Origin of the sequence: Exiguobacterium sp. s166 (assembly GCF_018618855.1) — a bacterium.
Lineage (GTDB): Bacteria > Bacillota > Bacilli > Exiguobacteriales > Exiguobacteriaceae > Exiguobacterium_A.
In genome coordinates this window covers 249409-274324 of the sequence record NZ_JACSMU010000003.1, presented here as the reverse complement: position 1 = coordinate 274324, position 24916 = coordinate 249409, and the positions used below count along the sequence as shown (strand labels likewise).

The following is a 24916-nucleotide window of genomic DNA, read 5'->3' as shown; positions in this document are numbered from 1 at the left end:
AGCGACACCGGTCTTTTTTAATCGATTATTCAGTCCACCATAAAGCATCATCCGGTTTTTTGGCAACGGCTTGCAGTTCTTTTTCCGTCGAGACGGTCGGGTGGGAACCTTTTAAGGCTTTACCCGATGTGCTCTTGAAGAAGAAGAAGAACGTGATGAAGCCGATCACGCTGACAGCTGTCAGGTAATACGCCGGTGCGAGCGGATTTTGTGTCGCATGGACGAGCCATGTCGAGACAAGTGGTGTCGTTCCGCCGAAAATCGAGACGGAAACGTTAAATGTGACAGACAATGTCCGGTAACGGACGTCTGTATAAAAGATACTCGGCAACAGACTTGGCATCGTTCCTTCGAAGATGGCGAGGAAGAATCCAAGAATGAAGATTCCGATTCCGACGAACAAGAGTGGCTTCAGACCAATCAGGTAGAACGCGAGAATCGACAGAATCGACAGACCGGCCAATGCAAACAGGACGATGTTACGATTCCCTTTTTTGTCGCTGAGTTTACCGAAGAAGTACGCGAGCGGAATCATGATGAACATGACACCGGTAATCAAAATCGTACTCGTTGAGCTTGAGATGCCCATGACTTCATTCAGGTAAGACGGCATATACGACAGTAACATGTAGTTCGTAATGTTGAAGAACGCAACGGCGATGAAACAAACGATGATATCGCGTTTGTGGTCCCGGAGAATTTCGCGGAACGATGCCGGTTCTTCCGTATTTTCATTAATTTCATTTTCGAAAATTGGTGATTCATCGAGGTGGCGACGCAAGTACAGACCAAACAGTCCGAGCGGTGCTCCTAAGATAAACGGAATCCGCCAGCCCCACGATGCCATTTGATCGTCGGATAACGTGACGAACAGCACAGTCGCAAGAATCGAAGCTAAAATGTAACCACCGAGTGTCCCGATTTCAAGACCACTTCCGAGGGCGCTTCGTTTATTGTCCGGTGATGATTCCGCGATATAAACCATCGCGCCGGCATATTCACCGCCGGTTGAGAAACCTTGTAGAATCCGAGCCAGTAACAGTAGAATCGGTGCCCAAATCCCAATTTGATCATACGTTGGTAACAAACCGATGAGCAGGGTGGACGCTGCCATCATGACGATTGTTGTCGTCAGGACAACCTTTCGTCCAAGGCGATCTCCGATTCGTCCGAAAACGATTCCGCCGATTGGTCGCATTAAAAAAGCGATCGCAAACGTCGCAAAGGTAAAGACAAGCTTCAGTTCATCATTTTCAACAGCGCTAAAGAAGTTTTGACTGATGATGATTGCGAGATAGGAATAAAGACCAAAATCGAACCATTCCATCGCATTCCCAATTCCGGTCGCGTAGACACTTTTTTTGGTTTGCTTCATGTCGACGACATTGACTTTTTCTTTTCTGAATTTCATAAGTTCTGTTCACTCCCTTTAATAAGTTCGTATCGTAACATAGTAGGAAATGAAGTCAAGTCGCTAAGCCGCTTGACGACTTGAAAATGACTAAAAACGGCTCTGTGCCGGGAGTTGTCAAACCGTTGAGACTGTAAGGAAGACGTCTTGTCGTCAAGATAAATGAAAAAATATTAATTTTTTTCATTTCTTTTCACATCTTTTCACAAAAATGACACGTTTCTTATTCGTTTTCATTTTGTTTGTCCGTCAAGAATCCGCCCTGAGCAGGAGGTCAAGTTAAGGAAATGATTGGTAAAATCAAATGGATACATAGATGAATGAAGAGGGCGGGATGACATGAATACGCGACGCGTGGGAAAGTGGCTGGCAGGTGTATTAACCGTGGTGATCATCAGCGGAACGGCTTGGTATTATCTGTTTGAGACGTCACAAGTGAACGGTTTTCCGATTCCGCGAACAGGGACGGTTCAGGAAAAGCCGGAGGGATTATTAGTCAAGACGCATCTCGTGTCGGAATTAGAAGGACCGGGTGTCTTGTACGAAATGCGGATCCGGCAAGCCGGCTGGAAACGGGTCGACCGGGAGGGTCTGGCCGCCTGGTACGAAAAAGACGGCCGGATGATTGAGCTGACGACATTTGATGATGAACTGTTTCTTGAACCAGCTGAACGTGCCGGTATCGAACAGTAAACAAGCGGAGTCCCTGTGAACAGGGACTCCGCTTGTTTTGTCTGTTCAATTCGTATAAAGCAGCTTTTTCGTGTTTTTGTCATAGACCCGATAATCGATTGCGAATTCTTGATTCCGGGTCGTCGTCACCTGACAATAATACGGAACCTTTTTGCCGTAAGCTTCAAGATATGGTCCGTCACGGAAAGAAAACGTATCGTTGGTTTCCGTTAACGTGATATCGATCGATGTTCCTTTTGATTCAGACGGTTCCAGAACACAGGCGCTTTCTAATACACGGTAATCCCGAAACACCATCTCGGTGAAGCTCGACATTGTCATCCACAGACACAGCAATCCAAGAAACAGGACACCCGTCCACTTGAGCTTCTTTAAAAAAGCATACTGCCTATTCCCGAAATGAAGGAGAAGAATATAACAGGCCGGTAAGACAAACGCGATACCCAATAAAAAAATGAAAAAATAAGTGATGATTTCAGCATTCATCTGGACACGTCCTTTTCAAGAAACAAGTTCGTCAATCCGAATTTCCTGTAAGTATTAATTCCTCGGACCAAATAAGATAACAGCGACACCAAGCAAACAAATCCCGCCGCCGAGCCAGTCGTAAAAATCGGGTGTTTTTTTATCGATGCCGGCACTCCAAAGAAGCGAAAGGACAATAAATACTCCGCCATATGCGGCATAGACCCGGCCGAAAGTCGGGAACGTCTGCCAGGTTGCGATGACCCCGTACAATGCAAGCGAAAGACCGCCGAGCAGTCCGAAATAAGCAGGGCGTCCCTCCCGCAACCACAGCCAAATTAAATAACCACCGCCGATTTCAGCAAGTCCGGCCAGTGTAAAAAATAGTAATGACATAAACTAAACAGTACTCCTTTTTAAACGTATCAGTTATTCAGACGAATACAATAACTTGTTCGTCTTGACATCATAAATCCGATAAGAAATCTCAAATTCATGATCTTTTGTCGTTGTCACGTGACAGGTATACGGGACGTCCGGTCCGTATGCGCCGAGGTCTGCCCGATCCAAGAAACTGAAATAGTCTCCTGTTTCATCGTAATAAAGATCAATCGTCCGCGGTTTGGATTGATCATCGTATTCCACCGTACAGACTCCTTTAGTCGTCGCATAGTCATGATAAACGACGTACTTCAAACTCGGAGCCGTATACCAGATGAGTCCGACACCAACTAAACACATGAAAACGAGTCGGCCGAACGTGGAAAATTCGATTCCGGTATCCTCGCGGAGCCAGAAGTATAACAAGATACTTAAGATTATACAGACGATTCCGCCTGCGAAAAGTGCGTAAAAAAACAATATTTCTTCATTCATGCGACCATCCCCCTCATAAATACAAGCCGTTCGCCTGAACGACGAATTGCGAGTGATCATAATGATAGGTGATGACGGAATAGTCAAACGGCCGGCCATTCGTCAGGTGGAAGATTGTCTCGACCGTCAACGCCGGATCACCGGCTGTCAGCTTCAAGTGTTTGGCAATCGCATCCGGTAACTTGCCGACATGCATATACATGTCCGAAAACCCGATGTTCAGTCCAAGCGCCGTCTCGAGGTACTCGAAGATCGACTGTTCAACGATTTCCCGGTTTAAGTAAGGCACGATGGTTTGACGGTAATAGGATTCCTCAAGACACATGATATTGCCGTCGATGTAGCGGATCCGTTTAATGAAATAAACCATATCACCGGTCGTACAGCCGAGATTTTCAGCGATCGCTTCCGGACACGGAATCAGCTCAAACGACAGGACTTTGGACTGGATGTCATGTTCGACGAGATTCTGCTTAAAACCTTGCGTCGAAAACAGCTCGATATAGCCTTTTCGATTGGTCTTGCGGACAAAAATACCGCTGCCGCGGACTTGAAAGATGGTACCTTTTCGCTCCAGTAGTTCCAGTGCTTTCGTCATCGTCGTTTTGCTGACTTCGAATTGACGGATCAAGTGATCGAGAACCGGTAATTTATCTCCTTGCTGTAACGCATGTTGCTCGATATAGGCTTCGATTTCCGTTGCCGTCTGTTGGTATTTCAGCATGGTTCACCCTCATTTTCCAGTAATTGTTCTGCTTTTTTACTATAGCATAAGACGATTTCGAACTAAATAATACGAATAATTAAATTAAATATGGATTGATAAATTGTACATGTACAATTATAATAAGAACGTACGATATGGATTTACACCATAAGGGGGTTCAGGGATGAGTAAAGTGCGGGATTATCAGCAGCTGGCGCATTCGATTTTAGAAGCGGTCGGCGGCGAGGACAATATCATCAGTGTCGCGCGGTGTGCAACACGGTTGCGTTTAGTCTTGAAACGGTCGGATGCGAAAGCAAAAGACCAGGTAGCTGCTTTACCGGGCGTCATCACGGTCGTCGAATCAGGCGGTCAGTTCCAGGTCGTCATCGGGCAACACGTCGGAGAAGTCTATGAAGCATTTCGTCCACTCGTTTCATTAGATGACGGGAATTCGGATCAGGGAACCGAAGCACCGAAAGGCACAATCTTAAACCGGATCATCGCGACGATGTCCGCAGTGTTTGCACCGTTCGTCTATATTTTAGCGGCAGCCGGTATCCTGCAAGGGGCACTCATCTTAATTTCGCTTGTGTTTAAAGACTTTGCCGCGACGGGAACATATGAAGTGTTCAGCTTTATCTCATGGGCACCTTTTACATTCCTGCCGATTTTCATTGCGATCACGGCAGCGAATCATTTTAAAGTCAATCAGTTCATCGCCGTCGCCTGTAGTGCGGCACTTGTCAGTCCGACGTGGGCTGAGATGGCGGGACGGATCACGTCCGGCGAGTCGATTTCATTCATTGGTATCGCGTTATCGGGAACAACCTACACGTCATCGGTCTTACCGCCGTTGTTCCTCGTCTGGTTACTGTCTTACCTCGAACGGTTCCTGAACCGGACGATCAATGATGTCATCAAGCCGTTGTTCGTCCCGTTCTTCTGTATGGTCATCATGGTCCCGTTGACGATTCTCGTCATCGGTCCGATCACGACCCTCGGAGCGGAAGGAATTGCAAACGGATACAATTATTTAGCGGAAAATGCACCGGCGTTGGCCGGACTCATCATCGGCGGTTTTTGGCAAATCATCGTCATCTTCGGTGTCCACTGGGGCGTCACGCCGATGGTCCTGGCGAACTTCGAACAATACGGTCGGGATTCGTTCCAGGCGTACCAGACGATTGCCGTCATCGCCCAGGTCGGTGCCGTTATCGGTGTCATTTTAAAAACACGCAATACAGAAACAAAAAAAGTCGGGATTTCGGCCGGTCTGACCGGAATTTTCGGAATTACGGAACCGGCGATTTACGGGGTGACGCTACGCTTTAAGAAACCGTTCATTTACGGCTGTATCTCGGGAGCGGTCGGAGCGGTCGTTGCCAGCTTCTTCAAACCGTATTACTTTGCTTACGCTGGTCTCCCGGGACCATTGACCCTCGTCAACGGCATCAGTTCCGATTATCCGTCGTCGATTGTCGGATTGTTGATCGGAACGGCGATTGCCTTGATTTTGCCAATCGTTCTGATTCAAATCCTTGGTTTTGGAGAAGAAAAAGTTGCCCCGGTCGTAACTGCTCCGACAACACCGATGCCGGCTCAGGAAGTCAGCGCGACATTGACGAACGAAGAAACGATTCAAGCACCGCTCGCGGGACAAGTCGTCCCATTATCGGACGTTCCGGACGAAGTGTTTGCCTCAGGAGCTATGGGACAAGGTGTTGCGATTCACCCGACGTCCAACACAGTCGTCGCGCCATTCACCGGTACAATCGTCATGATTGCGCCGACGAAACATGCGATTGGTCTCCGGTCGACGAGTGGTGTTGAAGTCTTGATTCACGTCGGTCTCGAAACCGTCGGCTTGGACGGTCAGCCATTTACGTTACATGTTGAAGACGGAACGCATGTCGAAGCGGGTCAAACATTGCTGACGTTTGACGCGGCAATGATTGAACAGCACGGCTTACAGACAATTACACCGGTCATCGTCACGAACGCGTCGAGTTACGCCGAAGTCATTGCGACGCAAAACGGTTTGGTCAAAGCAAACACAGAGATTTTGACGATCGTAAAATAAGAGACAGAAACAAGGAGGAAATGAAGATGAAAACATTACCAAACGACTTTTTATGGGGCGGGGCACTCGCTGCCCATCAATTTGAAGGCGGCTGGAACGCCGGTGGTAAAGGACCAAGCGTCGTCGACGTCATGACAGCAGGCGAACACGGCGTCGCCCGCCGGATCACCGAGACGATTGAAGAAGGAACGTTTTATCCGAACCATGAAGCAATCGATTTTTACCACCGCTATAAAGAAGACATCGCGCTATTCGCCGAGATGGGATTAAAATGTCTCCGGACATCCATCGGCTGGAGCCGGATTTTCCCGAATGGCGATGAAGCGGAACCGAACGAAGCCGGACTGCAGTTTTATGATGACGTCTTTGATGAGTTATTGAAACACGGCATCGAACCGATCATCACGCTGTCACACTTCGAGATGCCGTTGCACCTGGCCCGTGAATACGGCGGGTTCCGCAACCGCAAAGTGGCTGAATTCTTCGAACGGTTCGCTGAAGTCTGCTTCACGCGTTACAAAGACAAAGTCACGTACTGGATGACGTTCAACGAAATCAACAATAAGATGGATGTCGAAAACCCGCTGTTCCTTTGGACGAACTCCGGTGTCAAAGTCGAGCCGGGTGAAAACGCGATGGAAGTCATGTATCAGACCGGTCACCATGAGTTGATTGCCAGTGCCCTTGCGGTCGCGAAAGGGAAAGCAATCAATCCCGACTTCCAGATCGGGGCAATGATTTCGCACGTCCCGATTTATCCGTACTCGTCGCATCCGGAAGATGTCATGCTGGCGGAAAAATCGATGCGTCAGCGCTACTTCTTCCCGGACGTTCAGGCACGCGGTTATTATCCTAACTATGCCTTAAAAGAGTTTGAACGGGAAGGCTATCAGATTCCGATTCTCGAGGGCGACGATGAGATCCTGAAAAACGGAACGGTCGACTACATCGGCTTCAGCTATTATATGTCGACGACCGTCAAACACGATGCGACTGTCAACAATACAGGCAACATCGTTAACGGTGGTCTTGCGAACGGTGTCGAGAATCCGTACATCCAGTCGAGCGACTGGGGCTGGGCGATTGATCCGATCGGACTCCGCTACGTCCTGAACCGTCTCTATGACCGGTATCAGCTCCCGCTCTTCATCGTCGAAAACGGCTTCGGGGCCGTCGATACGATTGAAGACGGTCAGATTCATGACGCAGCGCGGATTGATTACTTGAAAACGCACATCGAAGCGTTGACGGAAGCGGTCACGGAAGACGGCGTCGAACTGATGGGTTACACGCCATGGGGCATCATCGATATCGTGTCGTTTACGACGGGCGAGATGAAAAAACGCTACGGGATGATTTATGTCGACCGTGACAATGAAGGCAACGGTTCGATGGAACGGATGAAAAAGGATTCGTTCGACTGGTACAAACAAGTCATCGCGACAAACGGTCAAAACTTATCGTACGACAAAGCCGAGCAACGTTAAGCCGGCAGACCTCCACCTGAATACGGGTGGAGGTTGTTTTTTATATTCAAAAAAGACTTGCTTGAACAAGGGAAAGACGGGATGATGAAGAAAGGAACATCCATTTTTTGTATGGGATAATTTAAAAGAATCCTAAATACAGGATGGTCAAAAAAAGATGACGGAGGTTATACATATGTTTACAGTTAATGAATACTTGGCTTCCATCCAAGAGAATCTTGCGCCACATACAGAGTCGTTGCTCAACCAGTTAAAGACCCTCACGGCATCGACTTTTGCAGCGGATGTCGAGCTGCTCGATTTCGCGGCCTTCATCGAGCCGTTGAGCCATGAGGTATCGATTACGCTCTTTTCGATGGACCGAGACGCCAACGAAGTATTTGAAGAAGAGGGAACACCGGGTTTTGCCGGCAGTAAATCGGTACTCGATGAAATCGTCTATGCGGTTGTACCGGACAATCAGTCTGAGGCGTTTGATGCTTTTTATGAAGAACACGAGGAAACGCTGATTGAAGAGGAACAGCGCCTGATCGGTGAATGGTTCCGGACCTGCTTTGAGCAAGCCGGCGGTGCCACTGTAGAGTTGCCGTGTTACTTCGGTGTTCACGATGAAGGACAGACACTTGATTTAAAACGGAATGTCTGGATCGACGAAGAAGAAAAATGGGATTAATCCCTGATTTAAAGCGCATTGAAATCGGCGTCAGTATCGCCACCGTTTGGGAATTCGAAGCAGCATTAGAATACTTTGACGTAAAAGAAACGGAACGAACGACGTATCCGTACGGAGAATATTTTTTCCGGACGATCAACGGGACGCCGGTCGTCTTTTACAGTACCGGTATCCGCAAAGTGAACGGGGTCGGTGCAAATCAGTATATGCTGGCGCGTTTTCCGCTTCAAAAAGTGCTTGTCATCGGAACATGTGCCGGAATCGACGAACGGTTTGACATCCTCGACATCCTCACTCCGGACCGTGCCGTTCAATATGACTGTACGGTCAAGGAAATCGAACCGTTGCTTAAGCCGTCGTTTATCGTTGAAATCGATGTACTGAAATACGGCATGAAAGGTAACGGCACGATCGGGACGGCCGATCGTTCCGTCGTCATGTGGAACGATTATCTCGAACTGCAGGCGAACGATATCACGATTGCCGATACGGAAGCGGCGGCGATTGCCTACATCTGCCGGAAAAACGACGTCGAATGCATCATCATTAAAGGCATCTCGGATATACCGACAGACGAGACGGATCCTGATCCGCTTCAGTCGAACCAGGAACAGATCAACGTCTACATCACCAATACACCGAAGGTCATGACGAGGATTTTTGACAATTATCTGAACGTATTTATTTAAAAGGAGTGCCGTTATGAAAAAACGAGTTTTTTGTTTGGTTACGATGGCGCTGATGCTTGGCGGATGTGGAATCGGACAACCGAAAGAGCCCGACTTCCCTCGTTATACGGGCGAATCCTTACACATTGCCTATATCGGGAAAGCACCGAAAGTCCGGGAAGACAACGTCCGTCTGAAGGAAATTTCATTCGCTGAATTAAAAAATCGTAAGCAGGTCGCTTCTGCTTTCGACGCGGTCATGATCATGCCGAACAAGTTACTGGAAGCGGATCAAGGCGAGTATGCCGATACCTACCTGAAAATGCGAATTCCGACGTTTTTCATCGGGTCGAATAAGGGGCATGTGCCGTTCATCGCGGACTGGATTTCGTACAAGGAAGCTGCGGGGGAGACGACCGATTATGCAGCCGGTTACTTAAACGGGAAAACGACCTTGTTTTGGACATAAGGGTTATATAACGATGTGAAAACGAAGGGACATATTACCGCCATGTATTCGAATGTCTTTCAAACGGTGGAAACGGTCAAAAACAAAAGATAGCAGTAACAGAAAAAACGCCGTTCCGGCATCACGTCGGAATGGCGTTTTACGTGTGAGGTTGCGTCATGATGAGAAACGTGGCATGCGTCGTCGGAAACGCGGCGTGTCGCCGAAATCCGAGCTGTTCATACAGGTGAATCGCCCGTTCATTAAACGAAGCGACGGTTAGCCGGAGTGGTAACGGCGATTGCGCTTTGACCGTATCGAGGACAAACGAACAAAACATAAATCCTGTCCCTTGTCCGGTCAGTTCAGGCTGCCGGCCGAGCCCGATATCCCGATGGTCATCTGGGTACAAATGAAGCGGGCGACCGGGTGGGACTTGCGCAGACCGGCCCGTACAAAAGAAGCCGACGAGCTGTTCCTGATCGATCACCGCCTGATAGGAACCGTCAAGCAGTTCAGCATAGGCTTCGTCAGACGTCTCCATGTTGTAAAAATCATAAGGCGGCGGGTAGGTCCATTGCAAGATGGCGGTGGCCAGATCAATCGTCATCGGGACAGCTCGAAATGTCATCACGTATACCTCCGGATTTATTTTTCTTCACTGTATCGCATTCCTATTATTTTTTCTATATAATGTAAAAAAAGAACGGGGGAACGAACATGACGGAAACGGAATTTTATCAGCACTTACCGGTCCTTGAGACCAAACGATTGGTGCTGCGACCGCTTCAAGCAAGCGATCTTAACGATTTATTCGAATACACGCAGGACGAGGAAACCGCCCGTTACGTGACATGGAATGCCAATCAGACGGTCGAACAGGCAGAACAGTTTTTGAACTATGTCCTGTCGAACTACGAACAGGGGAAAGAAGCACCGTGGGCAATCATCTGGAAGGAAACCGGCAAGATGATCGGAACGATTGATTTCATCCACCTGTTGCTCGACGACAATAAACAAACGGAACTCGGGTATGCGTTATCGCGTCAGTTTTGGGGCAAAGGGATTGTCACGGAAGCCGTCGAACGGGTCATGGCGTATGGTTTTGAAGAACTGATGCTCGAGCGGATCCAGGCGCGGTGCATGGAGCCGAATATCGGTTCAGCCCGGGTGATGGAAAAAGTCGGGATGACGTACGAAGGAACGTTACGCCGGTTAATCTTCATCAAAGGAGCATTTCATGATGTCAAGATGTATGCGATGTTACGGGATGAGTATGCCGCAGTGACGCAAAAAACGGAAGCCAACACGAAACAACATCAATGAGACGAAACCCCCAAACCGGCAAACCGGTTTGGGGGTTTTCTGCTTAAATCGTCTGATCGGCAGATGAAGCCTCCACGAATTCAACTGTGTGCGTCACCGTATCGAGAATCCGGGTCCGCGGGTCATCTTTTGAGAGGAAAATCGCTTCGCCGGTCGCGTCAATGGCCAACGCCGTCGGAATCGAGAAGCCGCAATTGCGGTAAGAACCGTCGGCGTGACTTGTCCCGATGAACAGTGCCGATTGCTGGCGGCTGATGTGCTGGGCTTCACCCGACCAGTCCGTATACTGCTCCTCGCTGAACATTCCGACACCGATTGGATTAAAGATGATGTCAACCGTATCGTGCTTCAGACCATCCAGTCCGAGGAAAATCTCCCGACAGAGCAGGTATCCGGTTGCTTGTCCGGCAACGGTAGCCGTCGACGGCGTATAGAGAGGACCGGCTTCCGGTGTCTTTGCCCGATCGAGCAGAATGTCTCCTTCTGCATTGATGATGAGGGCCCGGTCCAAACGATTTGCATCGCGGTAACCGGTCTCGATGACGGTCTCGAATCGCTTCGCCAAGTGACGTAACGTCTCGACATCCGTCTCGTGGCAGTACCCTTCCGGATACAGCAGAAGATCGATGTCCGGATAAGCCGCTATTTCACGTTGCAATTGTTCAAGTTGTGTTTCCTGTTTTGGTTGACCGATTAAAATCTTCATATGAGCACGTCCTTCTATGTATTAAGAAATTTGTTTGGTCGGCTGATCGTCCCGGAAAAACACTTGCTTGTCCGGTTGCAGGACATGACGGATTAAGACAAGACTCAGCAGCGAAAGCAAGACAGAACCGGCAATGATGCTGAAGCGAAGCGGGAACAGGTGGCCTGTAAAGCCGATCGCTAAAATCAACAGAATCTGGACGACGCTTTGACCGAGACCGTACAGACTCGTGAAGCGGCCGATCAGTTCACCCGAGACATTGTTTTGATAATATGTTACGAAACCGGTTCCGGCAAAGGCATTAAAAAAGCCGAGCATCAGAAAACCGGCCACTATGAGCGCAAACGAATCCGCCGCCGCATACATCAGATAACCAAGCGCAACAAACAGATAGCCGCTGACTAATAACGCCTTCAGCGACAGACGATTCGCAAACCGGGCGACAGCAAGCCCTCCGACAACAGACCCGATGCCGGTGGTGCTGATCCAAAGTCCGTAATCCGTTGCCGTCAAACCGAAGACTTGTTGTAAAAAAACAACTTCCTGCGCATCCATCGCAAGCGTCAGACTCATGACCAACAGGCCGAGGATGTAAATCAGGCTGACGAAACGATGAGTCCGACTGAACTGCCTGACCTTTTTTCAGTCAGACACGACATTCGTAAGCCGGACCAAAATTTCGTCAACAAGGCGGCGAGGTAAACAAAATCTCCAAACTGGGAGATACCGAACGAAGCCAAAAGGATCGAAGTATGAGACAACCAAATCCACCTACTTTTCCAAAAAACATTTTTACCAAAATTATACAGGCTGTCCGGTCGTTATATCAGACCTGTCTCTTAAGCTGTTGTTCCGGAAAACAAGTTTTTTTGTTTAACAAGTGATTGTAAAAGCGAACTGATGACACCGAGTGTAACGGGAATCAAAATCAGTATAAAAGCAAACAGGATCAGACCCGGTGCATCATCTCGATCGGCGACGATGAACATGACCGGAAACAGACCGACCGCGACACAACTGATAAGGGCAAAACAGATTTTAATTGTGCCGAAGGAAGAAGAGAGGACATTTGCTTCAATCATATTTCTCTTAAGCGACCGGAGAATTCTTAAGACATGAACCAGGATCAGCAGACTCGGAATCAATGCCAGCAGTCCCGCCATCAAAATGAAATATCCCGGTTTATCAAGTAAAACCTCCAGTGAGAACCCCTGTTGTGCTCTTTTAATGAGCAGAGAAATAGCGACTCCCGCCAATCCGAACAGACTAATCACCAACACGCTGCATACAAGTTGCAAGTAGACAAGACGCCATTTCTTCATGGATTGTTCCTCCTTTCTTTCCTTCAGTATAGTGCATCTTTGTCCGAAAATTGACCGTCTGAAGGATGAGAAAAAATCTTTTTCCTTAATTCAAAGCAAAATACTCGGAATTGGTTTGGACGTGTGTTACACTGGGAATAAGAAAAGTAAGGAAGTAAGGAAAATCAGACAAAGAAAGAAGGAAGTTCGGAATGGAGCTATCCAAGTTGACGTCCAAAGGACAGATCACGATCCCGAAAAAAATCAGACAGGCGTTACAGGTGGAGGAAGGAGATCGCGTTGCATTTATCGAGGAAGACGGGTTTGTCATCATGGCGAAAGCGGATTTACAACAGCTGCATGACCTTCAAGATATCTTGAGTGACGAGAAATTTAAAGCACTCATCCAAAAAGCACATCATCATTTATAAACCAATCAGTTTGACCAAATTAAAGGAGGAAATAGAAAAATGGATATGCGCGAAGTAGATTTACCAGGAATCGGACGGAAGTTCGAAGGAATTACAACACGAGGAGATAAAGTGGTCGTGATTGTCCATGACGACGGTCGCCGGGAAATGCATCATTACGACGATGACGATTTTGATGAGAGCATCTCAAGCGTGACATTCAACGATGCCGAGGCACGACAGATGGCAGGTATTTTAGGGGGCCTTGCCTATAAACCAAAGGACTTGGAAAAAATTGAACTGGCGTTCGATGATCTTGTCATCGAATGGTTTAAGATCGGTCAGGATTCCGCCGTCAACAACCGGACGATCGGGGAGCTTGATGTCCGTAACGAATATGATATCTCGATTATCGCTGTTCTCAAACATGACAAATCAAAATCATTGAACCCGGGTCCGGAGACACGTCTTGAAGTAGGCGATACGATTGTCCTGTCCGGAGAACGCCAAAACGTCCGCCATATCACGAAAGCCCTATTCTCAATCGAAGGAGGCGGATGATAGATGGATCATTTAATATTTGAAGTCGGTACCGCGCTTATCTTAGTGGCAATCGCAGCTTTGCTTGCGAATAAATTAAATTTTTCGATCATTCCGTTTTTAATCATCTTAGGCATGATCGTTGGACCGCATGCTCCGACAATCGGGATACTAGACTTCAAGTTCATTGAAAGTGCAGAGTTTATCAGCTTCCTCGGACGCATCGGTGTCCTGTTCCTCTTATTTTATCTCGGTCTGGAGTTTTCGATCGGTAAATTGATCAGGTCGGGAAAATCGATCGTCACGAGTGGAACGATTTATTTATCGATTAACTTTACGGGTGGTCTGCTGTACGGCTTCATCGCTGGCTTCCCATTATATGAAGTGCTGATCATCGCCGGTATCATAACGATTTCGTCCAGTGCGATTGTCGCAAAAGTCCTGGTCGAATTACGCCGGACCGGCAATACGGAAACCGAACTGATCCTCGGAATCATCATGTTCGAAGATATTTTCCTCGCCGTTTATCTGTCGGTCTTATCCGGACTGTTGCTTGGTGACGGAACGAGCTTATTATCTTCTGTCACATCCATTTTAATCGCCCTCGGTTACATGCTGCTGTTTTTCGTCATTGCCCGAAAGGCGACACCGCTCCTCAACCGGATGCTGAAGATTGCTTCGGACGAAGTGTTTATCATCGTCGTCTTCGCCGCCTTGTTCTTCGTCGCCGGTTTCTCGGAAACGATTCATGTCGCGGAAGCGATTGGTGCCTTACTGCTCGGACTCGTCTTTTCGGAAACGGACCAAGGGGAGCGGATTGAACACCTCGTCGTGCCGTTCCGTGATTTCTTCGGAGCGATCTTCTTCTTCAGCTTCGGACTGAGCATTGATCCGACGATGTTGCTTGACGCCGTCTGGCTCGCTCTCGGGGCTGTCGTCATCACAATTATCGGAAACTTTGTTGCTGGGATGATTGCCGGACGCCGGGCCGGATTGTCCCACAAGGCGTCCTCGAACATCGGGTTGACGATCGTCTCCCGCGGTGAGTTCTCGATCATCGTCGCGAACCTTGGCATCGCCGGCGGATTGATGGACATTCTGTCACCGTTCTCCGCCTTGTACGTCTTGATTCTTGCTATCCTCGGACCACTGATGACAAAAGAATCCAAGCGGATATACAACTTTATGAACAGAATCTTTAAATGGACGGAACCGAAACCGAAAAAAACGAAAACAAAATCCTGATTCTAAAAAAATACGCTGACTGGATTCGATTCCGGTCAGCGTATTTTTTTATGAGACATCATTTCAAGACATCATACGTTGCCATAATGAATTGGCCGGACGGACGGCACCCGGTTAGATGAAAGTGGGTTTCAAGTGTCCCTTCCGGAAACAGCGGGATCCCGCTCCCGAGGACGACCGGTGCGATCGCCAGTTCCAGTTGATCGACCCGTTTGAGTCGTAACGCTTCCTGAATGATTTCACCACCGCCAACCATCCAAATCTTCCCGTCGATCGTCGGACTGATCCTGTCAATTAAGGCATCAAGCGGTTCATTCGTATAGGTCGCGTGTTCCGACTGTTTGTCCGGTTGCCGGGTCAATACATAGTTGTCGATGATCGGGTACGGATACTCTTCGCTCAGCACCAAGACTTCGTCAAACGTTTTCCGTCCCATGATGACGGCCCCGACGTCTTCCATGAACGTCGCGTAGCCGTTGTCACCGTCTCCTTCGACGGCAAACAGCCAATCGAGTGAATCGTTTGAACGGGCGATTTTCCCATCTAAACTGCAGGCGATATATAAAACGGTTTTTGTCATCGTAACTCCTCCTGTTGTTTGTTCTACACTTAGTCTACGGTATAATTATGACAAAAGATGTCGTGATTAAAGAGGGGATTTTTATGAAAAGCCGTCATTTAAAAGTGATGCGTCTGCTGAACCGGCAACAACTGCTGACGGCACGGGAACTGGCAGACGCCTGCGGAGTTTCCTTGCGGACGATTCAGCGTGATTTGCTTGAACTCGAAGCGAACGGGTACCCGATCTACAGTGAACGGGGAGCGGCAGGTGGATACCGGGTCCTGCCGAACCGGTTGTTACCGCCGCTTGCCTTGCGGGAACAGGAAGCGATCACGCTGTTTTTGATGCTCGACTGGGTCGGACAGGTGCCGAATCTGCCGTTCGGTACGTTGCGGGGCAATCTCGCCGAATGGTATCTGCACGAATTGCCGGGGGATCTCGAACTGAAGCTCGACCGGCTGAAGGGAAGGGTCCGCTTTGCCCGACCGGATACACCGGCGTCTCCGTTGACGCGTGACTTGTTGCGTTTGATGGAGGCAGAAGTCCGAGGCGAAGTCATTTACCGGACAACAAGCGGGCGCCGGACGATGGTGATTGATCCGATTGGTCTGACGTTTGAACGGAATCGTTGGTATCTGCTCGCGCAGACGGACCGCGGATTACGCCAATACCGGGTCGACCGGATGGAACAGGTGACCGAGACGGCGATTCCGTCACAGCGGATGACGTTTGAGGAGGCGGAACAGCTCGGACAGACGGGAGAACAGGTGACCGTCCGCCTCGAGTTAACACCGCTCGGCGAACGGTTGCTCGAAGGGATCCTGCCACTCAATGAACAAGGGACATGGTCCGTTCCGATTGCAGAACTGCCGTTTCTCGGGCGACAATTATTTGGACTGGGTCGGGAAGTCCGGATTCTCGAACCGTTAATTCTGCGCCAAGAAATACAGGAGCAGGCCCGGGCGGTCATCGCCTTATACGAGAACTGACAAGGGGTAATGTTCCTAAGTCAGTGAGAAACTATGTTACGATATAACCAAAGAAACACTGAAAGTATGGAAGGGGTTTTCTATGGAAACGTTATCACTTATTTTGTTAATGCTTGCCTTAATCATCTTGACGCAGGTCCTCGGTCATTACATCCGCTTCATTCCGACCGCCTTGATTCAAATCCTCGTCGGGACGATTACAGCATTATTAATCAGCGGACTGAAAATTGAGGTTGAATCCGAATGGTTCCTGTTATTATTTATTGCACCATTGCTTTACAACGACAGTTCACACTTCCCACGCGATGAGCTGTGGAAGATGCGTGCCGCGATTTTCGGCAATGCCATCGTCCTCGTCTTATTGACGACGGTCATTGGCGGTTACTACATCAACTGGCTTGTACCGGTCATTCCGGTCGCGGCAGCCTTTGCGCTCGCAGCCATCCTGTCACCGACCGATCCGATTGCCGTCAACGGGATCGCGAAACGTGTTCAGATTCCGGAGCAGATTTTAAATCTCGTCCGCGGCGAGTCATTGATTAACGACGCCTCGGGACTGGTCGCTTTCAGTTACGCGGTCGCAGCCGTCGTCACCGGTTACTTCTCGATCCAAAAAGCGACGACGGAATTCGTTTATATGTTCGTCGTCGGAGCGGTCGTTGGTCTTGCCATCAGCATCGCAATGAACTGGCTGAAAATGAAATTACGCCGGACCGGGATTGAAGATGTTGTCTTTTATGCGTTACTGCAAATCCTGACGCCTTTCATCATCTTTTTCGTCGCGGAAGAAGTCTTGCATGCATCCGGTGTCATCGCCGTCGTCACCGGCGGGATTCTCCATGCCTTGATCAAAGAGCGGACCGAAACGTTCTTCGCTCAGGAACAGACATTGACGGACAATATCTGGACGATGATTGCCTACATCTTAAACGGGATCATCTTCCTGTTGCTCGGTCTGACGTTACCGGAAGCAACACGTGAAATTTTTGCTGACGACGCGATCAACAATTGGCGGCTCATGCTCTACGTCATTGAAATCGGCAGTGTCATTCTGTTGATTCGTCTGATTTGGACGATGTTCTTCAACTGGTTCGACCGCCGCTTCCTGAAAAAAGAAGATTACCGGAAACCGTCGTTTAAACAGGATGTCATTACGACACTGGTCGGCGTCCGCGGAACGATCACGATGGTCGGGGTCTTGTCACTGCCGTTCGTGACTGAAGCGGGAGAAGCGTTCCCGGAACGCTCATTGATTATTTTCCTCGCGGCCGGTGTCATCATCTTTACACTGGTGCTTGCAACGATTCTTCTGCCGTTGCTTAACCGCGGCGAGGCTGATGTCCAACCGGAACTCGATTTGAATTCGTACAAACAGCGGATGGTCAAACGGGCAATCACGGAAATCAAACAGGTCGTCCAGGAAGAAAACTCGACCGTCGCCTTTGACTTGTTAAATGAATATCACGTCATGCTGCGACTGTTACGGGCACAGGAGAAAAGTGAAGAAGAATTGACGCACTTCAACCAACAGTTGAAAAAACTGCGGCTCGAGGCGGTCCAGTGGGAACGTGATTTTACAAAGCAGTTCCTGCAGGAGCATAAAACACCGGATCAGCTGAAAAAAGAAGTCTTCCGGTCAATCGATAACCGGCGCGAAGCCATCGACAAGGAAGCCCGTTTTCGTCTGATGCAACCGATCCGGAAAATCCTCTGGAAACGGAAACGGTCGAACATGTCGTCCGAGCAGTTGATTTACTTGACGCAGGTCGAGCATGAGCTGTACGAACAGGTCATGACAGAGGTCATCACCCGGCTTGAAGGATGCCGCGGCGACTATCCGGCAGATGTCGTACAAAGTGTACTCGAATTTTACAAACGGTTACGCTTTAAACACACGCGCTGGTCGTCACCGGTCGGCGGAAAAGCCGACGTCGATCAGCAAAAAGAAGAACTCTGTCTGCGGGCAATCGAAGTCCAGCGCCAGGAAATCGCTTCGATGTCAAAAGAAGGCGATTTGTCGGGCGAGGAAGAAAAAGAATTGCGCCGCTTCATTCATTATATTGAGAGTGTCGTTCTTTATGAGTACGTCGAGTAAACGAAAAAACAGCCCTTGTCCAGTGGACAGGGGCTGCTTTGTGATTAACCAAGTGACAAGTATTTGACTTCGAGATAATCTTCGATACCGTAGACGCCGCCTTCACGGCCGAGTCCACTTTCTTTATAACCGCCGAAGGGTGCTTGGGCAGCGGATGGAGCACCATCATTGAGACCGATGATGCCGTACTCGAGTTTTTTACCGAGTTGAAGCGCTTCGTCGATTTTTTCCGAGAACGCATAGGCCGCAAGACCGTATGGTGTGTTGTTCGCGCGTTCGATGACTTCGTCGAGTGTTTCGAAGACCGAAATCGGTGCGAGCGGACCAAACGTTTCTTCCTGCATGCAAATCATGTCTTCCGTGACATTACCGAGGACGGTTGGTTCAACGAAATAACCGACAGAATCATCGATTGTGCCGCCAGTCAAAATCGTTGCGCCTTTGGCGACCGCATCGTCAATATGTGCTTTGACTTTGGCGACAGCTTTCGCATTGATCAACGGTCCGATCGTCGAATCCGCGTCAAGTCCATTACCGACTTTCAGACGCTTGACTTCGGCGACGAATTTTTCAGTGAAGGCGTCGAGAACCGATGCCTGGACATAAAAGCGGTTCGTTGCGACACAAGCTTGACCGCCGTTACGGAATTTCGAGCGGATGGCACCTTGAACGGCTTTATCGAGATCAGCATTTTCCGTGACGATGAACGGTGCGTGACCACCGAGTTCAAGTGACAATTTTTTCATCGTGTCGGCTGCTTGACGCATGATCAATTTACCGACCGCTGTTGAGCCGGTAAAGGTAATTTTACGAACACGGGAATCCGCTTGCCAGACACCGCTGATCGTTGCCGCGTCACCTGTCAGAACGTTGATGGCACCAGCTGGAATCCCGGCTTCAATCGCAAGTTCGACGAGACGGAGTGCCGTATACGGTGTTTCTTCTGATGGTTTCAACACGACCGTACAGCCGGCAGCGAGGGCCGGCGCGAGTTTGCGTGTAATCATCGCGGCTGGAAAGTTCCATGGTGTAATTGCTGCGACGACACCAACCGGTTCTTTTTCAACGAAAAGCCGTTTTCCGGGAACGGAGGCCGGAATCGTTTCGCCGTAGATTCGGCGCGCTTCTTCCGCGTACCAGCGGACATATTGATTGCCGTAATCGATTTCCCCGCGTGCTTCGACGAACGGTTTCCCTTGTTCGCGTGTCATGATGTCCGCCAGTTCATCACGGTGTTCCTGAATCAACCGGTACCAGGCATCGATTTTATCAGCGCGATCGTCCGCCGTCCGCTGTGACCAGTCAACGAAAGCCGTACTTGCCGCCTCGACGGCACGTGCTGCATCGTCTGCCGTGCTGCTCTGGACGTGTCCGAGTAATTCTTTTGTTGCCGGGTTGAAGACCGGAATCGTTTCTTCTGTGTCATACCATACGCCATTGATTACATTTTGTTCTATCATGTGTTGCACCTCCGTGTGTTTTCATTACGTCCCTTATTAAACACCCATCGGACCGGTTTGTGTACTTCCGCTTTGGATGGAGGGCATAACGAACTGGAATACCCTTGTAAAAACCGTTAAACGATTGAATAATCGGGAATATAAAGAGTAAGCAGAAGCGGACGTTTTATTTCCGAGAAAGGGCGGGATTCTTATGAATAGAAAATGGGTGGGCGTCAGTCTTGCAGGCATCGTATTGATCAGTGGATGCGGTCAACCGTCAGTTGGATCAGAAACGAAAACGAAGCAAGTCGTACGTCAAGCGGCAGACACAAACTACATACGGCAGGAATTAAAGCGCGCCGATTTCATTGCCGCCCAGTATGATTACGCGCGGGCGATCCGAATTGTCGACCGGTTGAAGACGACGGAAGCGAAACAAAAGCGGAAGGAATATGCGGCGAAGCAGGCGAATCTCGGCACGATCAAAGCCGGTACGTCCGTCCCGCACCTGTTTTTCCACTCCTTGATCGCGGAGCCGAAACGTGCCTTTGACGGAGACCGGAAACAGCAGGGCTACGATGATTATATGGTGACGCAAGGGGAGTTCGAACGGATGTTGACCGCCTTGTATCAGCGGAACTATGTCCTCGTCCGTCCGGCCGATCTTGCGGTGTGGCAGGACGGACGGATGACGGAAAAGGGGCTTCCTTTCCCCAAAGGCAAAAAACCGCTTGTCCTGTCACAGGATGACGTCAATTACTATGAATACATGACGGGCGACGGTTTTGCGACGACGTTAAAAGTCAAAAACGGACGGATCACCAATTCGATGACCGGAAAACCGGACGGTGCGTATGATCTCGTACCAATCGTGGACGCGTTCGTCAACCGTCATCCGGACTTCTCGTACCACGGGGCGAAAGGATTGCTTGGTATCACCGGCTACAACGGCGTCCTCGGATACCGGTCGTCGTATGCGCAGTACGGTTCATCAACTAAAGTCGAGCAGGCGCGTCAACAGGCGAAAGCGACGGCGACGGCCTTGAAGAAGAACGGGTGGCAGTTTGCCAGCCACACGTATGGTCACATCGCAATCGGGAAAGTCGGTCTGGCAACGATTCAGGCGGACACGGCGCGCTATAAACGGGATGTCGCCCCGTTGATTGGAACGACGCGGCAGTTGATTTATCCGTTTGGCAGTGATATTCAGAACTGGCATGGGTATACGGGAGATAAATACCGCTACTTGACGCAACAAGGGTTCCATTATTTTTATAACGTCGATGCCTCGCAGCATGCGTGGAAACAGTTAGGGAAAGATTATTACCGCCAGGCGCGGATTAATGTCGACGGGATCCGGCTCCGGCAGGCGATTGCCGGGAAGACCAAAGTCTTGAATCCGTTTTTCGATTCAAAAGCCGTCTTTGATCCGATGCGGCCGGTCGTCAAAAAATAATTTCGTTCCTGAAAAACGAATTGACCCATTTAATGATTCACGACTTTCTAAGTGACATTAAATGGGTATTATTTGTATAGAGGAGAAAGTGGAGACGTCAGGATGTGACGGTTGCCGGACCCTCAATACAGTTTGCATGGAGAGGGTTAAAAGACATGTCCATCAGAAATAAATTATGGGTTGGTTTCATCGTTGCCGGCAGTACATTCGCTTTCAGTGAAGCGGCGTCTGCTCAGGCGGACAGCTTCAAAATCGCTTCGACGAGCTACAGTCAACCGTTGACGCAAGTCGAGAGCTTCATCGGCGGAAAAAAAGTCGAGACGGTTCGTTACAAGCTCGGCAGTGTCGACCGTCTGCATGACGGATTGTTGTACAGTTCCTACGGTGACCAGGTGATCAATCTGAAAAACAGCAAGACGATGCTCAAAAAAGTCGAGGATTCGCCACTGCGGATTACGAAATATAAAAATGCTTATTACGCTTTGGCGATTTCGAATCTCAATGAATTTTCACTGACGAAATACACACTCGACTTCAAAAAAATCGGTCAGACAAAACGATTTGTCGGTCACGGACGGGATATGATTGTATCAGGGGATAAATTGTATGTCCTCGCCAATAACATGAGAACGGAAACGAGTTCGGTTGAAATACATACGTTTGATACAAAACACTTTACGTCGCTCCATCTGGAGAAAATCAAGCCGATGATTTTTGCTTTTCATTTCCGGCATACCGGTAACGAGTTGAAAGTATACGGCAATCAAACGGAAGCAGGGGAAGAGCTGTCGATTGCGTCGTATGACTTGAAAAAACAACAGAGCAAAATCGTTTTGACATCCAAGCAACCCGTCATGTGGGTCGATGAAACAAAAGCCTTGTCGCCGACAAAAGATTTAGTCTTCAATACGTATTCGATGCTCGAAGTCGATCAAAAGACGAAACAGGTCCGGGTTCTGTACAGCAGTAAACAGGCACTGATTGACTATGCGTACGACAGCAAAACGAAAATGTATCACGTGCTCGAAGGGAATTTTGAAACAAGTAACTACCGCGTCAAGACGCTGAACAGCCACTTTAAACCAGTTGCCGATTATAAGTTTCAGTCAACCGGCCGTTTGATGCCGTTTCAGGTACTATGAAAAATTCAAAAAGGGGTGTAACTTATGCAAAAAGCTTATAAGCTGCTGATAGCAGCACAAGTCCCGTGACTTGTTTCTTTTTTTAATTGCCTAACAGCACGGAAAGTTGTTCACCTCTTGCACGGTATGTCTGCAAGTGAAGTTGGAACTGATCATAACCGACCGGGTTGTTTTCTGCATCGAACGCAAGCTGTTTCGTCCGTTCGACGAAATGCAGATTCATGCAGCCCGAGAGTCAGAGCAAGGCAGCCAACCGCGGATCGTCTTGCGATACGAGGACGGTCGGCGAGTTGTAATGGGCAATTAACGTCTTTACCAAGCGACCGGACACGTCATGCGACTCAATCCCTTCCGTCCGGGAATACCACTTGATCAGCCAGGCCAAATCCTGTACACGGTCGGTTGCACCGATGTGTTCGTGATCAACGATTCCGACGATTTGTTGATTGGAATCCCATAAGACGTTGAGCGAATTCAAATCCGTCGAGATGACCGGTTGAAAGGAAGGAGATTGGTGATATTGTGCGGTGTCACGTGGTGTCCGTCCATCCAGTGGAACAGACAACACCTCCACTTTTGTCCTGCCGAATCAGTGATTATTGTAAAAAGCGTTTCCTGTGTCGGTTTCACGCACTCCATAAACGGAATGCCGTTCACCCGCAAATAATCAGTGTATCGTAACTGTAACGCCAGTGTATCCGTTGTGGAGTGCGAAAGCGCAGACCCGGTATAGCGCTGTTCCGGCAACAAACGGATCGAATAGGGGTGTCCTTCAATAAGAATTTTGAAGTGTACATCTCCGTGTTTGCCATAGGTCGTTAAAGAGACGGGTTCGATTTCGAGTGAGCGAAAAACGAGACCGTAACTTTTGAGAGCTTGGCAGATTAAGTTACGAGTGTTTGAATGAAATATTTTCATTTCCTCCCTGTGTGTTTCTTTTTCTGTTTAGATACGTATGTATCATATGAAGATCTGTTGCAGAAAGGAGCAATCATTATAATAACGTTTTTGAAAATCAACGCAATAAGCATCATCTATGCGGTCGCCTTACTTATTCCGCTAGAAGGATTGCTTAACGTCTATCGATTAAATCGTACGACAGGAATCTCGAGTAACGTTATCTGGTATGGTAGTTTTTTTATCGGCATCGGATTGGCGATAGCTGCTCTATCTCTTTCTTCGCTTTTACATATGAGTTACCGGAAAGTTCAAAAGGTAAGCTGTATTCTATGGTTGCCGTATTTTTTGGGGATGGTCTATTTGATGAATCGTCTATTTCCGATGACTAATGAAGGGGATGCCCCAGGGCCGATTGTCGGCTTTATTTTAATCGGCTCGCTCCTGATGTACCCGTTTTTCTTGTTGATTACGAGCTCCATCGTTAGAAGTACAAGCGAGTCAAAAAAATGCACTTAAAAGGAGGAAATCTCTGAATGATAAAGCTGATTTGGATTTTAGCAATTACCGTCTATCCGGTCATTATGGCCATTCGACTATCAAAGCGGAAAGCGTAAGTTACGTGATAAACGTCGCCGGTTGCGTTCCGTCCTGATCCGTAAAGCCATAGTCAAGGGCGAGATCCGCCACGAACAAAGCTTGTCCGGTCCGTTGCAGGATATCCGGATCCTGTGCGAGGGCGACGACAGCCCGTCCGACGTAAGCGGTGGACTCGGTTGCATCGTTGCCGAAACCTGCATCGACGACTCGTTCCGTCCGCATGAAGCCGGGACAGAGCGCAATCGAAGCGACGCGAGACGTTTGAAGTTCCTGACCCATCACAAATGTCATCCGGTTGATTAACTGCATCGCTAAGTCATAATACAAATTGCCGGCCGCTTGATTCGGACTGAACGATGTTAAATTAACGATCAATGCAGCCGGACTTTGTTGAAGCAACGGCACAGCCGCCCGCGTCGTCAGCAAATAGGCTTTTGGTCCGGCGACCATCATCGCGTCCCAGTGTTCCGGTGGCCGTTCCCAAAATCGTTTGCCTTGTCCCGCGGGAAGGGAGGCTTCCGAACCACCGAACACACTGTTGACGAGCAGGTCGATCCGCCCGTGCTGGTCTTGAATCTGTTGGAACAGGCAAGTTATCTCGTCCGGATCTGTATGGTCACAACGGACCGCGATACCGATACCGCCGCGCGCCGTGACGCCAGCGGCCGTCTGTTCAATCGTTTCCAGACGATCGT

28 protein-coding genes are annotated in these 24916 nt (G+C 49.0%); 14 read left to right on the top strand and 14 right to left on the bottom strand.

Annotation, left to right across the window (positions count from 1 at the left end):
- Positions 1 to 25 precede the first annotated feature (25 nt).
- Complete coding sequence (locus tag KNP93_RS09330; protein WP_214854806.1) at positions 26 to 1411, bottom strand: MFS transporter; 1386 nt, start codon at positions 1409 to 1411, stop codon at positions 26 to 28.
- Positions 1412 to 1750: 339 nt separating this feature from the next.
- Here KNP93_RS09330 and KNP93_RS09325 point away from each other — a divergent pair, with 339 nt between their 5' ends.
- Positions 1751 to 2104 (top strand): hypothetical protein, encoded by a 354-nt coding sequence (locus tag KNP93_RS09325; protein WP_214854803.1) that lies wholly within the window; start codon positions 1751 to 1753, stop codon positions 2102 to 2104.
- Positions 2105 to 2149: 45 nt separating this feature from the next.
- On the opposite strand, the gene KNP93_RS09320 is transcribed toward KNP93_RS09325, so the two are convergent.
- The 4 genes from KNP93_RS09320 to KNP93_RS09305 are packed head-to-tail and all read right to left on the bottom strand — an operon-like array spanning position 2150 to position 4169.
- Positions 2150 to 2590, bottom strand: a complete 441-nt coding sequence (locus tag KNP93_RS09320) for a hypothetical protein (protein WP_214854801.1) — start codon at positions 2588 to 2590, stop codon at positions 2150 to 2152.
- Positions 2591 to 2644: 54 nt separating this feature from the next.
- Entirely contained in the window at positions 2645 to 2965 is a 321-nt protein-coding gene (locus KNP93_RS09315; protein ID WP_214854800.1) for a YnfA family protein, read from the bottom strand.
- A 33-nt stretch (positions 2966 to 2998) separates the two neighbouring features.
- Complete coding sequence (locus tag KNP93_RS09310; protein ID WP_214854797.1) at positions 2999 to 3445, bottom strand: hypothetical protein; 447 nt, start codon at positions 3443 to 3445, stop codon at positions 2999 to 3001.
- Positions 3446 to 3458: 13 nt separating this feature from the next.
- Entirely contained in the window at positions 3459 to 4169 is a 711-nt protein-coding gene (locus KNP93_RS09305) for a GntR family transcriptional regulator (protein ID WP_214854794.1), read from the bottom strand.
- Between the two features lie 166 nt (positions 4170 to 4335).
- Between KNP93_RS09305 and KNP93_RS09300 the strand changes: the two genes are divergently transcribed.
- The 5 genes from KNP93_RS09300 (at position 4336) to KNP93_RS09280 (ending at position 9531) form a co-directional block, all read left to right on the top strand.
- The gene (locus KNP93_RS09300) at positions 4336 to 6234 is read left to right on the top strand and encodes a beta-glucoside-specific PTS transporter subunit IIABC (RefSeq protein ID WP_214854791.1); all 1899 of its coding nucleotides are present in this window, start codon (positions 4336 to 4338) and stop codon (positions 6232 to 6234) included.
- A gap of 26 nt (positions 6235 to 6260) precedes the next feature.
- On the top strand, positions 6261 to 7721 hold the full coding sequence (bglA, locus tag KNP93_RS09295; protein WP_214854788.1) for a 6-phospho-beta-glucosidase BglA: 1461 nt from the start codon (positions 6261 to 6263) through the stop codon (positions 7719 to 7721).
- Between the two features lie 175 nt (positions 7722 to 7896).
- On the top strand, positions 7897 to 8394 hold the full coding sequence (locus KNP93_RS09290; protein ID WP_214854785.1) for a hypothetical protein: 498 nt from the start codon (positions 7897 to 7899) through the stop codon (positions 8392 to 8394).
- Positions 8385 to 9083 (top strand): 5'-methylthioadenosine/S-adenosylhomocysteine nucleosidase family protein, encoded by a 699-nt coding sequence (locus KNP93_RS09285; protein ID WP_214854782.1) that lies wholly within the window; start codon positions 8385 to 8387, stop codon positions 9081 to 9083. Before KNP93_RS09290 ends, KNP93_RS09285 begins: the two co-directional genes overlap by 10 nt.
- 13 nt (positions 9084 to 9096) lie before the next feature.
- Positions 9097 to 9531, top strand: coding sequence for a hypothetical protein (locus tag KNP93_RS09280; RefSeq protein ID WP_214854780.1), 435 nt, complete (start codon positions 9097 to 9099; stop codon positions 9529 to 9531).
- Positions 9532 to 9670: 139 nt separating this feature from the next.
- Here KNP93_RS09280 and KNP93_RS09275 read toward each other — a convergent pair whose 3' ends face one another.
- Positions 9671 to 10141 carry a GNAT family N-acetyltransferase gene (locus tag KNP93_RS09275; RefSeq protein WP_214854770.1) on the bottom strand — a complete coding sequence of 157 codons (471 nt, stop codon included), beginning with the start codon at positions 10139 to 10141 and terminating at the stop codon, positions 9671 to 9673.
- Positions 10142 to 10230: 89 nt separating this feature from the next.
- Between KNP93_RS09275 and KNP93_RS09270 the strand changes: the two genes are divergently transcribed.
- Positions 10231 to 10836 (top strand): GNAT family N-acetyltransferase, encoded by a 606-nt coding sequence (locus KNP93_RS09270; RefSeq protein ID WP_214854768.1) that lies wholly within the window; start codon positions 10231 to 10233, stop codon positions 10834 to 10836.
- Positions 10837 to 10879: 43 nt separating this feature from the next.
- On the opposite strand, the gene KNP93_RS09265 is transcribed toward KNP93_RS09270, so the two are convergent.
- From KNP93_RS09265 to KNP93_RS09255, 3 genes are all read right to left on the bottom strand, one after another.
- The gene (locus KNP93_RS09265; protein ID WP_214854766.1) at positions 10880 to 11542 is read right to left on the bottom strand and encodes a hypothetical protein; all 663 of its coding nucleotides are present in this window, start codon (positions 11540 to 11542) and stop codon (positions 10880 to 10882) included.
- 21 nt (positions 11543 to 11563) lie between these two features.
- Complete coding sequence (locus tag KNP93_RS09260; protein ID WP_214854763.1) at positions 11564 to 12115, bottom strand: MFS transporter; 552 nt, start codon at positions 12113 to 12115, stop codon at positions 11564 to 11566.
- A gap of 266 nt (positions 12116 to 12381) precedes the next feature.
- Positions 12382 to 12864, bottom strand: coding sequence for a DUF2975 domain-containing protein (locus KNP93_RS09255; protein ID WP_214854760.1), 483 nt, complete (start codon positions 12862 to 12864; stop codon positions 12382 to 12384).
- Positions 12865 to 13055: 191 nt separating this feature from the next.
- Here KNP93_RS09255 and KNP93_RS09250 point away from each other — a divergent pair, with 191 nt between their 5' ends.
- The 3 genes from KNP93_RS09250 to KNP93_RS09240 are packed head-to-tail and all read left to right on the top strand — an operon-like array spanning position 13056 to position 15038.
- The gene (locus KNP93_RS09250; RefSeq protein ID WP_188004290.1) at positions 13056 to 13274 is read left to right on the top strand and encodes an AbrB/MazE/SpoVT family DNA-binding domain-containing protein; all 219 of its coding nucleotides are present in this window, start codon (positions 13056 to 13058) and stop codon (positions 13272 to 13274) included.
- 39 nt (positions 13275 to 13313) lie between these two features.
- Positions 13314 to 13814, top strand: coding sequence for a cation:proton antiporter regulatory subunit (locus KNP93_RS09245; RefSeq protein ID WP_214854757.1), 501 nt, complete (start codon positions 13314 to 13316; stop codon positions 13812 to 13814).
- A 3-nt stretch (positions 13815 to 13817) separates the two neighbouring features.
- A complete protein-coding gene (locus tag KNP93_RS09240) occupies positions 13818 to 15038 on the top strand; it encodes a cation:proton antiporter (RefSeq protein ID WP_214854756.1) in 1221 nt (406 codons plus the stop codon).
- Between the two features lie 58 nt (positions 15039 to 15096).
- Here the strand turns inward: KNP93_RS09240 and KNP93_RS09235 are convergent, their stop codons facing one another.
- Entirely contained in the window at positions 15097 to 15618 is a 522-nt protein-coding gene (locus tag KNP93_RS09235) for a dihydrofolate reductase family protein (protein ID WP_214854755.1), read from the bottom strand.
- Between the two features lie 83 nt (positions 15619 to 15701).
- On the opposite strand from KNP93_RS09235, the gene KNP93_RS09230 reads away from it, so the two are divergent.
- Both KNP93_RS09230 and KNP93_RS09225 read left to right on the top strand, forming a co-directional pair.
- A complete protein-coding gene (locus tag KNP93_RS09230; protein WP_214854754.1) occupies positions 15702 to 16589 on the top strand; it encodes a helix-turn-helix transcriptional regulator in 888 nt (295 codons plus the stop codon).
- An 82-nt stretch (positions 16590 to 16671) separates the two neighbouring features.
- Positions 16672 to 18684: a Na+/H+ antiporter gene (locus KNP93_RS09225; protein WP_214854752.1), complete on the top strand. Its 2013-nt coding sequence runs from the start codon at positions 16672 to 16674 to the stop codon at positions 18682 to 18684.
- A gap of 44 nt (positions 18685 to 18728) precedes the next feature.
- Here the strand turns inward: KNP93_RS09225 and KNP93_RS09220 are convergent, their stop codons facing one another.
- Positions 18729 to 20144 carry an NAD-dependent succinate-semialdehyde dehydrogenase gene (locus KNP93_RS09220; RefSeq protein ID WP_214854750.1) on the bottom strand — a complete coding sequence of 472 codons (1416 nt, stop codon included), beginning with the start codon at positions 20142 to 20144 and terminating at the stop codon, positions 18729 to 18731.
- A gap of 193 nt (positions 20145 to 20337) precedes the next feature.
- Here KNP93_RS09220 and KNP93_RS09215 point away from each other — a divergent pair, with 193 nt between their 5' ends.
- Positions 20338 to 21582: a polysaccharide deacetylase family protein gene (locus KNP93_RS09215; RefSeq protein ID WP_251138744.1), complete on the top strand. Its 1245-nt coding sequence runs from the start codon at positions 20338 to 20340 to the stop codon at positions 21580 to 21582.
- A gap of 155 nt (positions 21583 to 21737) precedes the next feature.
- A complete protein-coding gene (locus tag KNP93_RS09210) occupies positions 21738 to 22724 on the top strand; it encodes a hypothetical protein (RefSeq protein WP_214854748.1) in 987 nt (328 codons plus the stop codon).
- Between the two features lie 82 nt (positions 22725 to 22806).
- On the opposite strand, the gene KNP93_RS09205 is transcribed toward KNP93_RS09210, so the two are convergent.
- The 3 genes from KNP93_RS09205 to KNP93_RS09195 form a co-directional block, all read right to left on the bottom strand.
- On the bottom strand, positions 22807 to 22947 hold the full coding sequence (locus tag KNP93_RS09205; RefSeq protein ID WP_214854745.1) for a hypothetical protein: 141 nt from the start codon (positions 22945 to 22947) through the stop codon (positions 22807 to 22809).
- Between the two features lie 12 nt (positions 22948 to 22959).
- Entirely contained in the window at positions 22960 to 23298 is a 339-nt protein-coding gene (locus KNP93_RS09200; protein WP_214854742.1) for a phosphotransferase, read from the bottom strand.
- A gap of 941 nt (positions 23299 to 24239) precedes the next feature.
- Positions 24240 to 24908, bottom strand: coding sequence for an SDR family NAD(P)-dependent oxidoreductase (locus tag KNP93_RS09195; RefSeq protein ID WP_214855139.1), 669 nt, complete (start codon positions 24906 to 24908; stop codon positions 24240 to 24242).
- Positions 24909 to 24916: the final 8 nt, after the last annotated feature.

What these genes read in the sequence shown, in the direction of transcription:
- KNP93_RS09285 (WP_214854782.1), top strand. Translation starts at nt 8,385, where the DNA reads ATGGGATTAATCCCTGATTTAAAGCGCATTGAAATCGGCGTCAGTATC.
- KNP93_RS09280 (WP_214854780.1), top strand. Translation starts at nt 9,097, where the DNA reads ATGAAAAAACGAGTTTTTTGTTTGGTTACGATGGCGCTGATGCTTGGC.
- KNP93_RS09260 (WP_214854763.1), bottom strand. Translation starts at nt 12,115, where the DNA reads ATGAGTCTGACGCTTGCGATGGATGCGCAGGAAGTTGTTTTTTTACAA.
- KNP93_RS09290 (WP_214854785.1), top strand. Translation starts at nt 7,897, where the DNA reads ATGTTTACAGTTAATGAATACTTGGCTTCCATCCAAGAGAATCTTGCG.
- KNP93_RS09220 (WP_214854750.1), bottom strand. Translation starts at nt 20,144, where the DNA reads ATGATAGAACAAAATGTAATCAATGGCGTATGGTATGACACAGAAGAA.
- KNP93_RS09210 (WP_214854748.1), top strand. Translation starts at nt 21,738, where the DNA reads ATGTCCATCAGAAATAAATTATGGGTTGGTTTCATCGTTGCCGGCAGT.
- KNP93_RS09330 (WP_214854806.1), bottom strand. Translation starts at nt 1,411, where the DNA reads ATGAAATTCAGAAAAGAAAAAGTCAATGTCGTCGACATGAAGCAAACC.
- KNP93_RS09205 (WP_214854745.1), bottom strand. Translation starts at nt 22,947, where the DNA reads ATGAATCTGCATTTCGTCGAACGGACGAAACAGCTTGCGTTCGATGCA.
- bglA (WP_214854788.1), top strand. Translation starts at nt 6,261, where the DNA reads ATGAAAACATTACCAAACGACTTTTTATGGGGCGGGGCACTCGCTGCC.
- KNP93_RS09310 (WP_214854797.1), bottom strand. Translation starts at nt 3,445, where the DNA reads ATGAATGAAGAAATATTGTTTTTTTACGCACTTTTCGCAGGCGGAATC.
- KNP93_RS09300 (WP_214854791.1), top strand. Translation starts at nt 4,336, where the DNA reads ATGAGTAAAGTGCGGGATTATCAGCAGCTGGCGCATTCGATTTTAGAA.
- KNP93_RS09215 (WP_251138744.1), top strand. Translation starts at nt 20,338, where the DNA reads ATGAATAGAAAATGGGTGGGCGTCAGTCTTGCAGGCATCGTATTGATC.
- KNP93_RS09265 (WP_214854766.1), bottom strand. Translation starts at nt 11,542, where the DNA reads ATGAAGATTTTAATCGGTCAACCAAAACAGGAAACACAACTTGAACAA.
- KNP93_RS09315 (WP_214854800.1), bottom strand. Translation starts at nt 2,965, where the DNA reads ATGTCATTACTATTTTTTACACTGGCCGGACTTGCTGAAATCGGCGGT.
- KNP93_RS09320 (WP_214854801.1), bottom strand. Translation starts at nt 2,590, where the DNA reads ATGAATGCTGAAATCATCACTTATTTTTTCATTTTTTTATTGGGTATC.
- KNP93_RS09230 (WP_214854754.1), top strand. Translation starts at nt 15,702, where the DNA reads ATGAAAAGCCGTCATTTAAAAGTGATGCGTCTGCTGAACCGGCAACAA.
- KNP93_RS09305 (WP_214854794.1), bottom strand. Translation starts at nt 4,169, where the DNA reads ATGCTGAAATACCAACAGACGGCAACGGAAATCGAAGCCTATATCGAG.
- KNP93_RS09240 (WP_214854756.1), top strand. Translation starts at nt 13,818, where the DNA reads ATGGATCATTTAATATTTGAAGTCGGTACCGCGCTTATCTTAGTGGCA.
- KNP93_RS09325 (WP_214854803.1), top strand. Translation starts at nt 1,751, where the DNA reads ATGAATACGCGACGCGTGGGAAAGTGGCTGGCAGGTGTATTAACCGTG.
- KNP93_RS09245 (WP_214854757.1), top strand. Translation starts at nt 13,314, where the DNA reads ATGGATATGCGCGAAGTAGATTTACCAGGAATCGGACGGAAGTTCGAA.
- KNP93_RS09275 (WP_214854770.1), bottom strand. Translation starts at nt 10,141, where the DNA reads ATGACATTTCGAGCTGTCCCGATGACGATTGATCTGGCCACCGCCATC.
- KNP93_RS09250 (WP_188004290.1), top strand. Translation starts at nt 13,056, where the DNA reads ATGGAGCTATCCAAGTTGACGTCCAAAGGACAGATCACGATCCCGAAA.
- KNP93_RS09235 (WP_214854755.1), bottom strand. Translation starts at nt 15,618, where the DNA reads ATGACAAAAACCGTTTTATATATCGCCTGCAGTTTAGATGGGAAAATC.
- KNP93_RS09225 (WP_214854752.1), top strand. Translation starts at nt 16,672, where the DNA reads ATGGAAACGTTATCACTTATTTTGTTAATGCTTGCCTTAATCATCTTG.
- KNP93_RS09255 (WP_214854760.1), bottom strand. Translation starts at nt 12,864, where the DNA reads ATGAAGAAATGGCGTCTTGTCTACTTGCAACTTGTATGCAGCGTGTTG.
- KNP93_RS09270 (WP_214854768.1), top strand. Translation starts at nt 10,231, where the DNA reads ATGACGGAAACGGAATTTTATCAGCACTTACCGGTCCTTGAGACCAAA.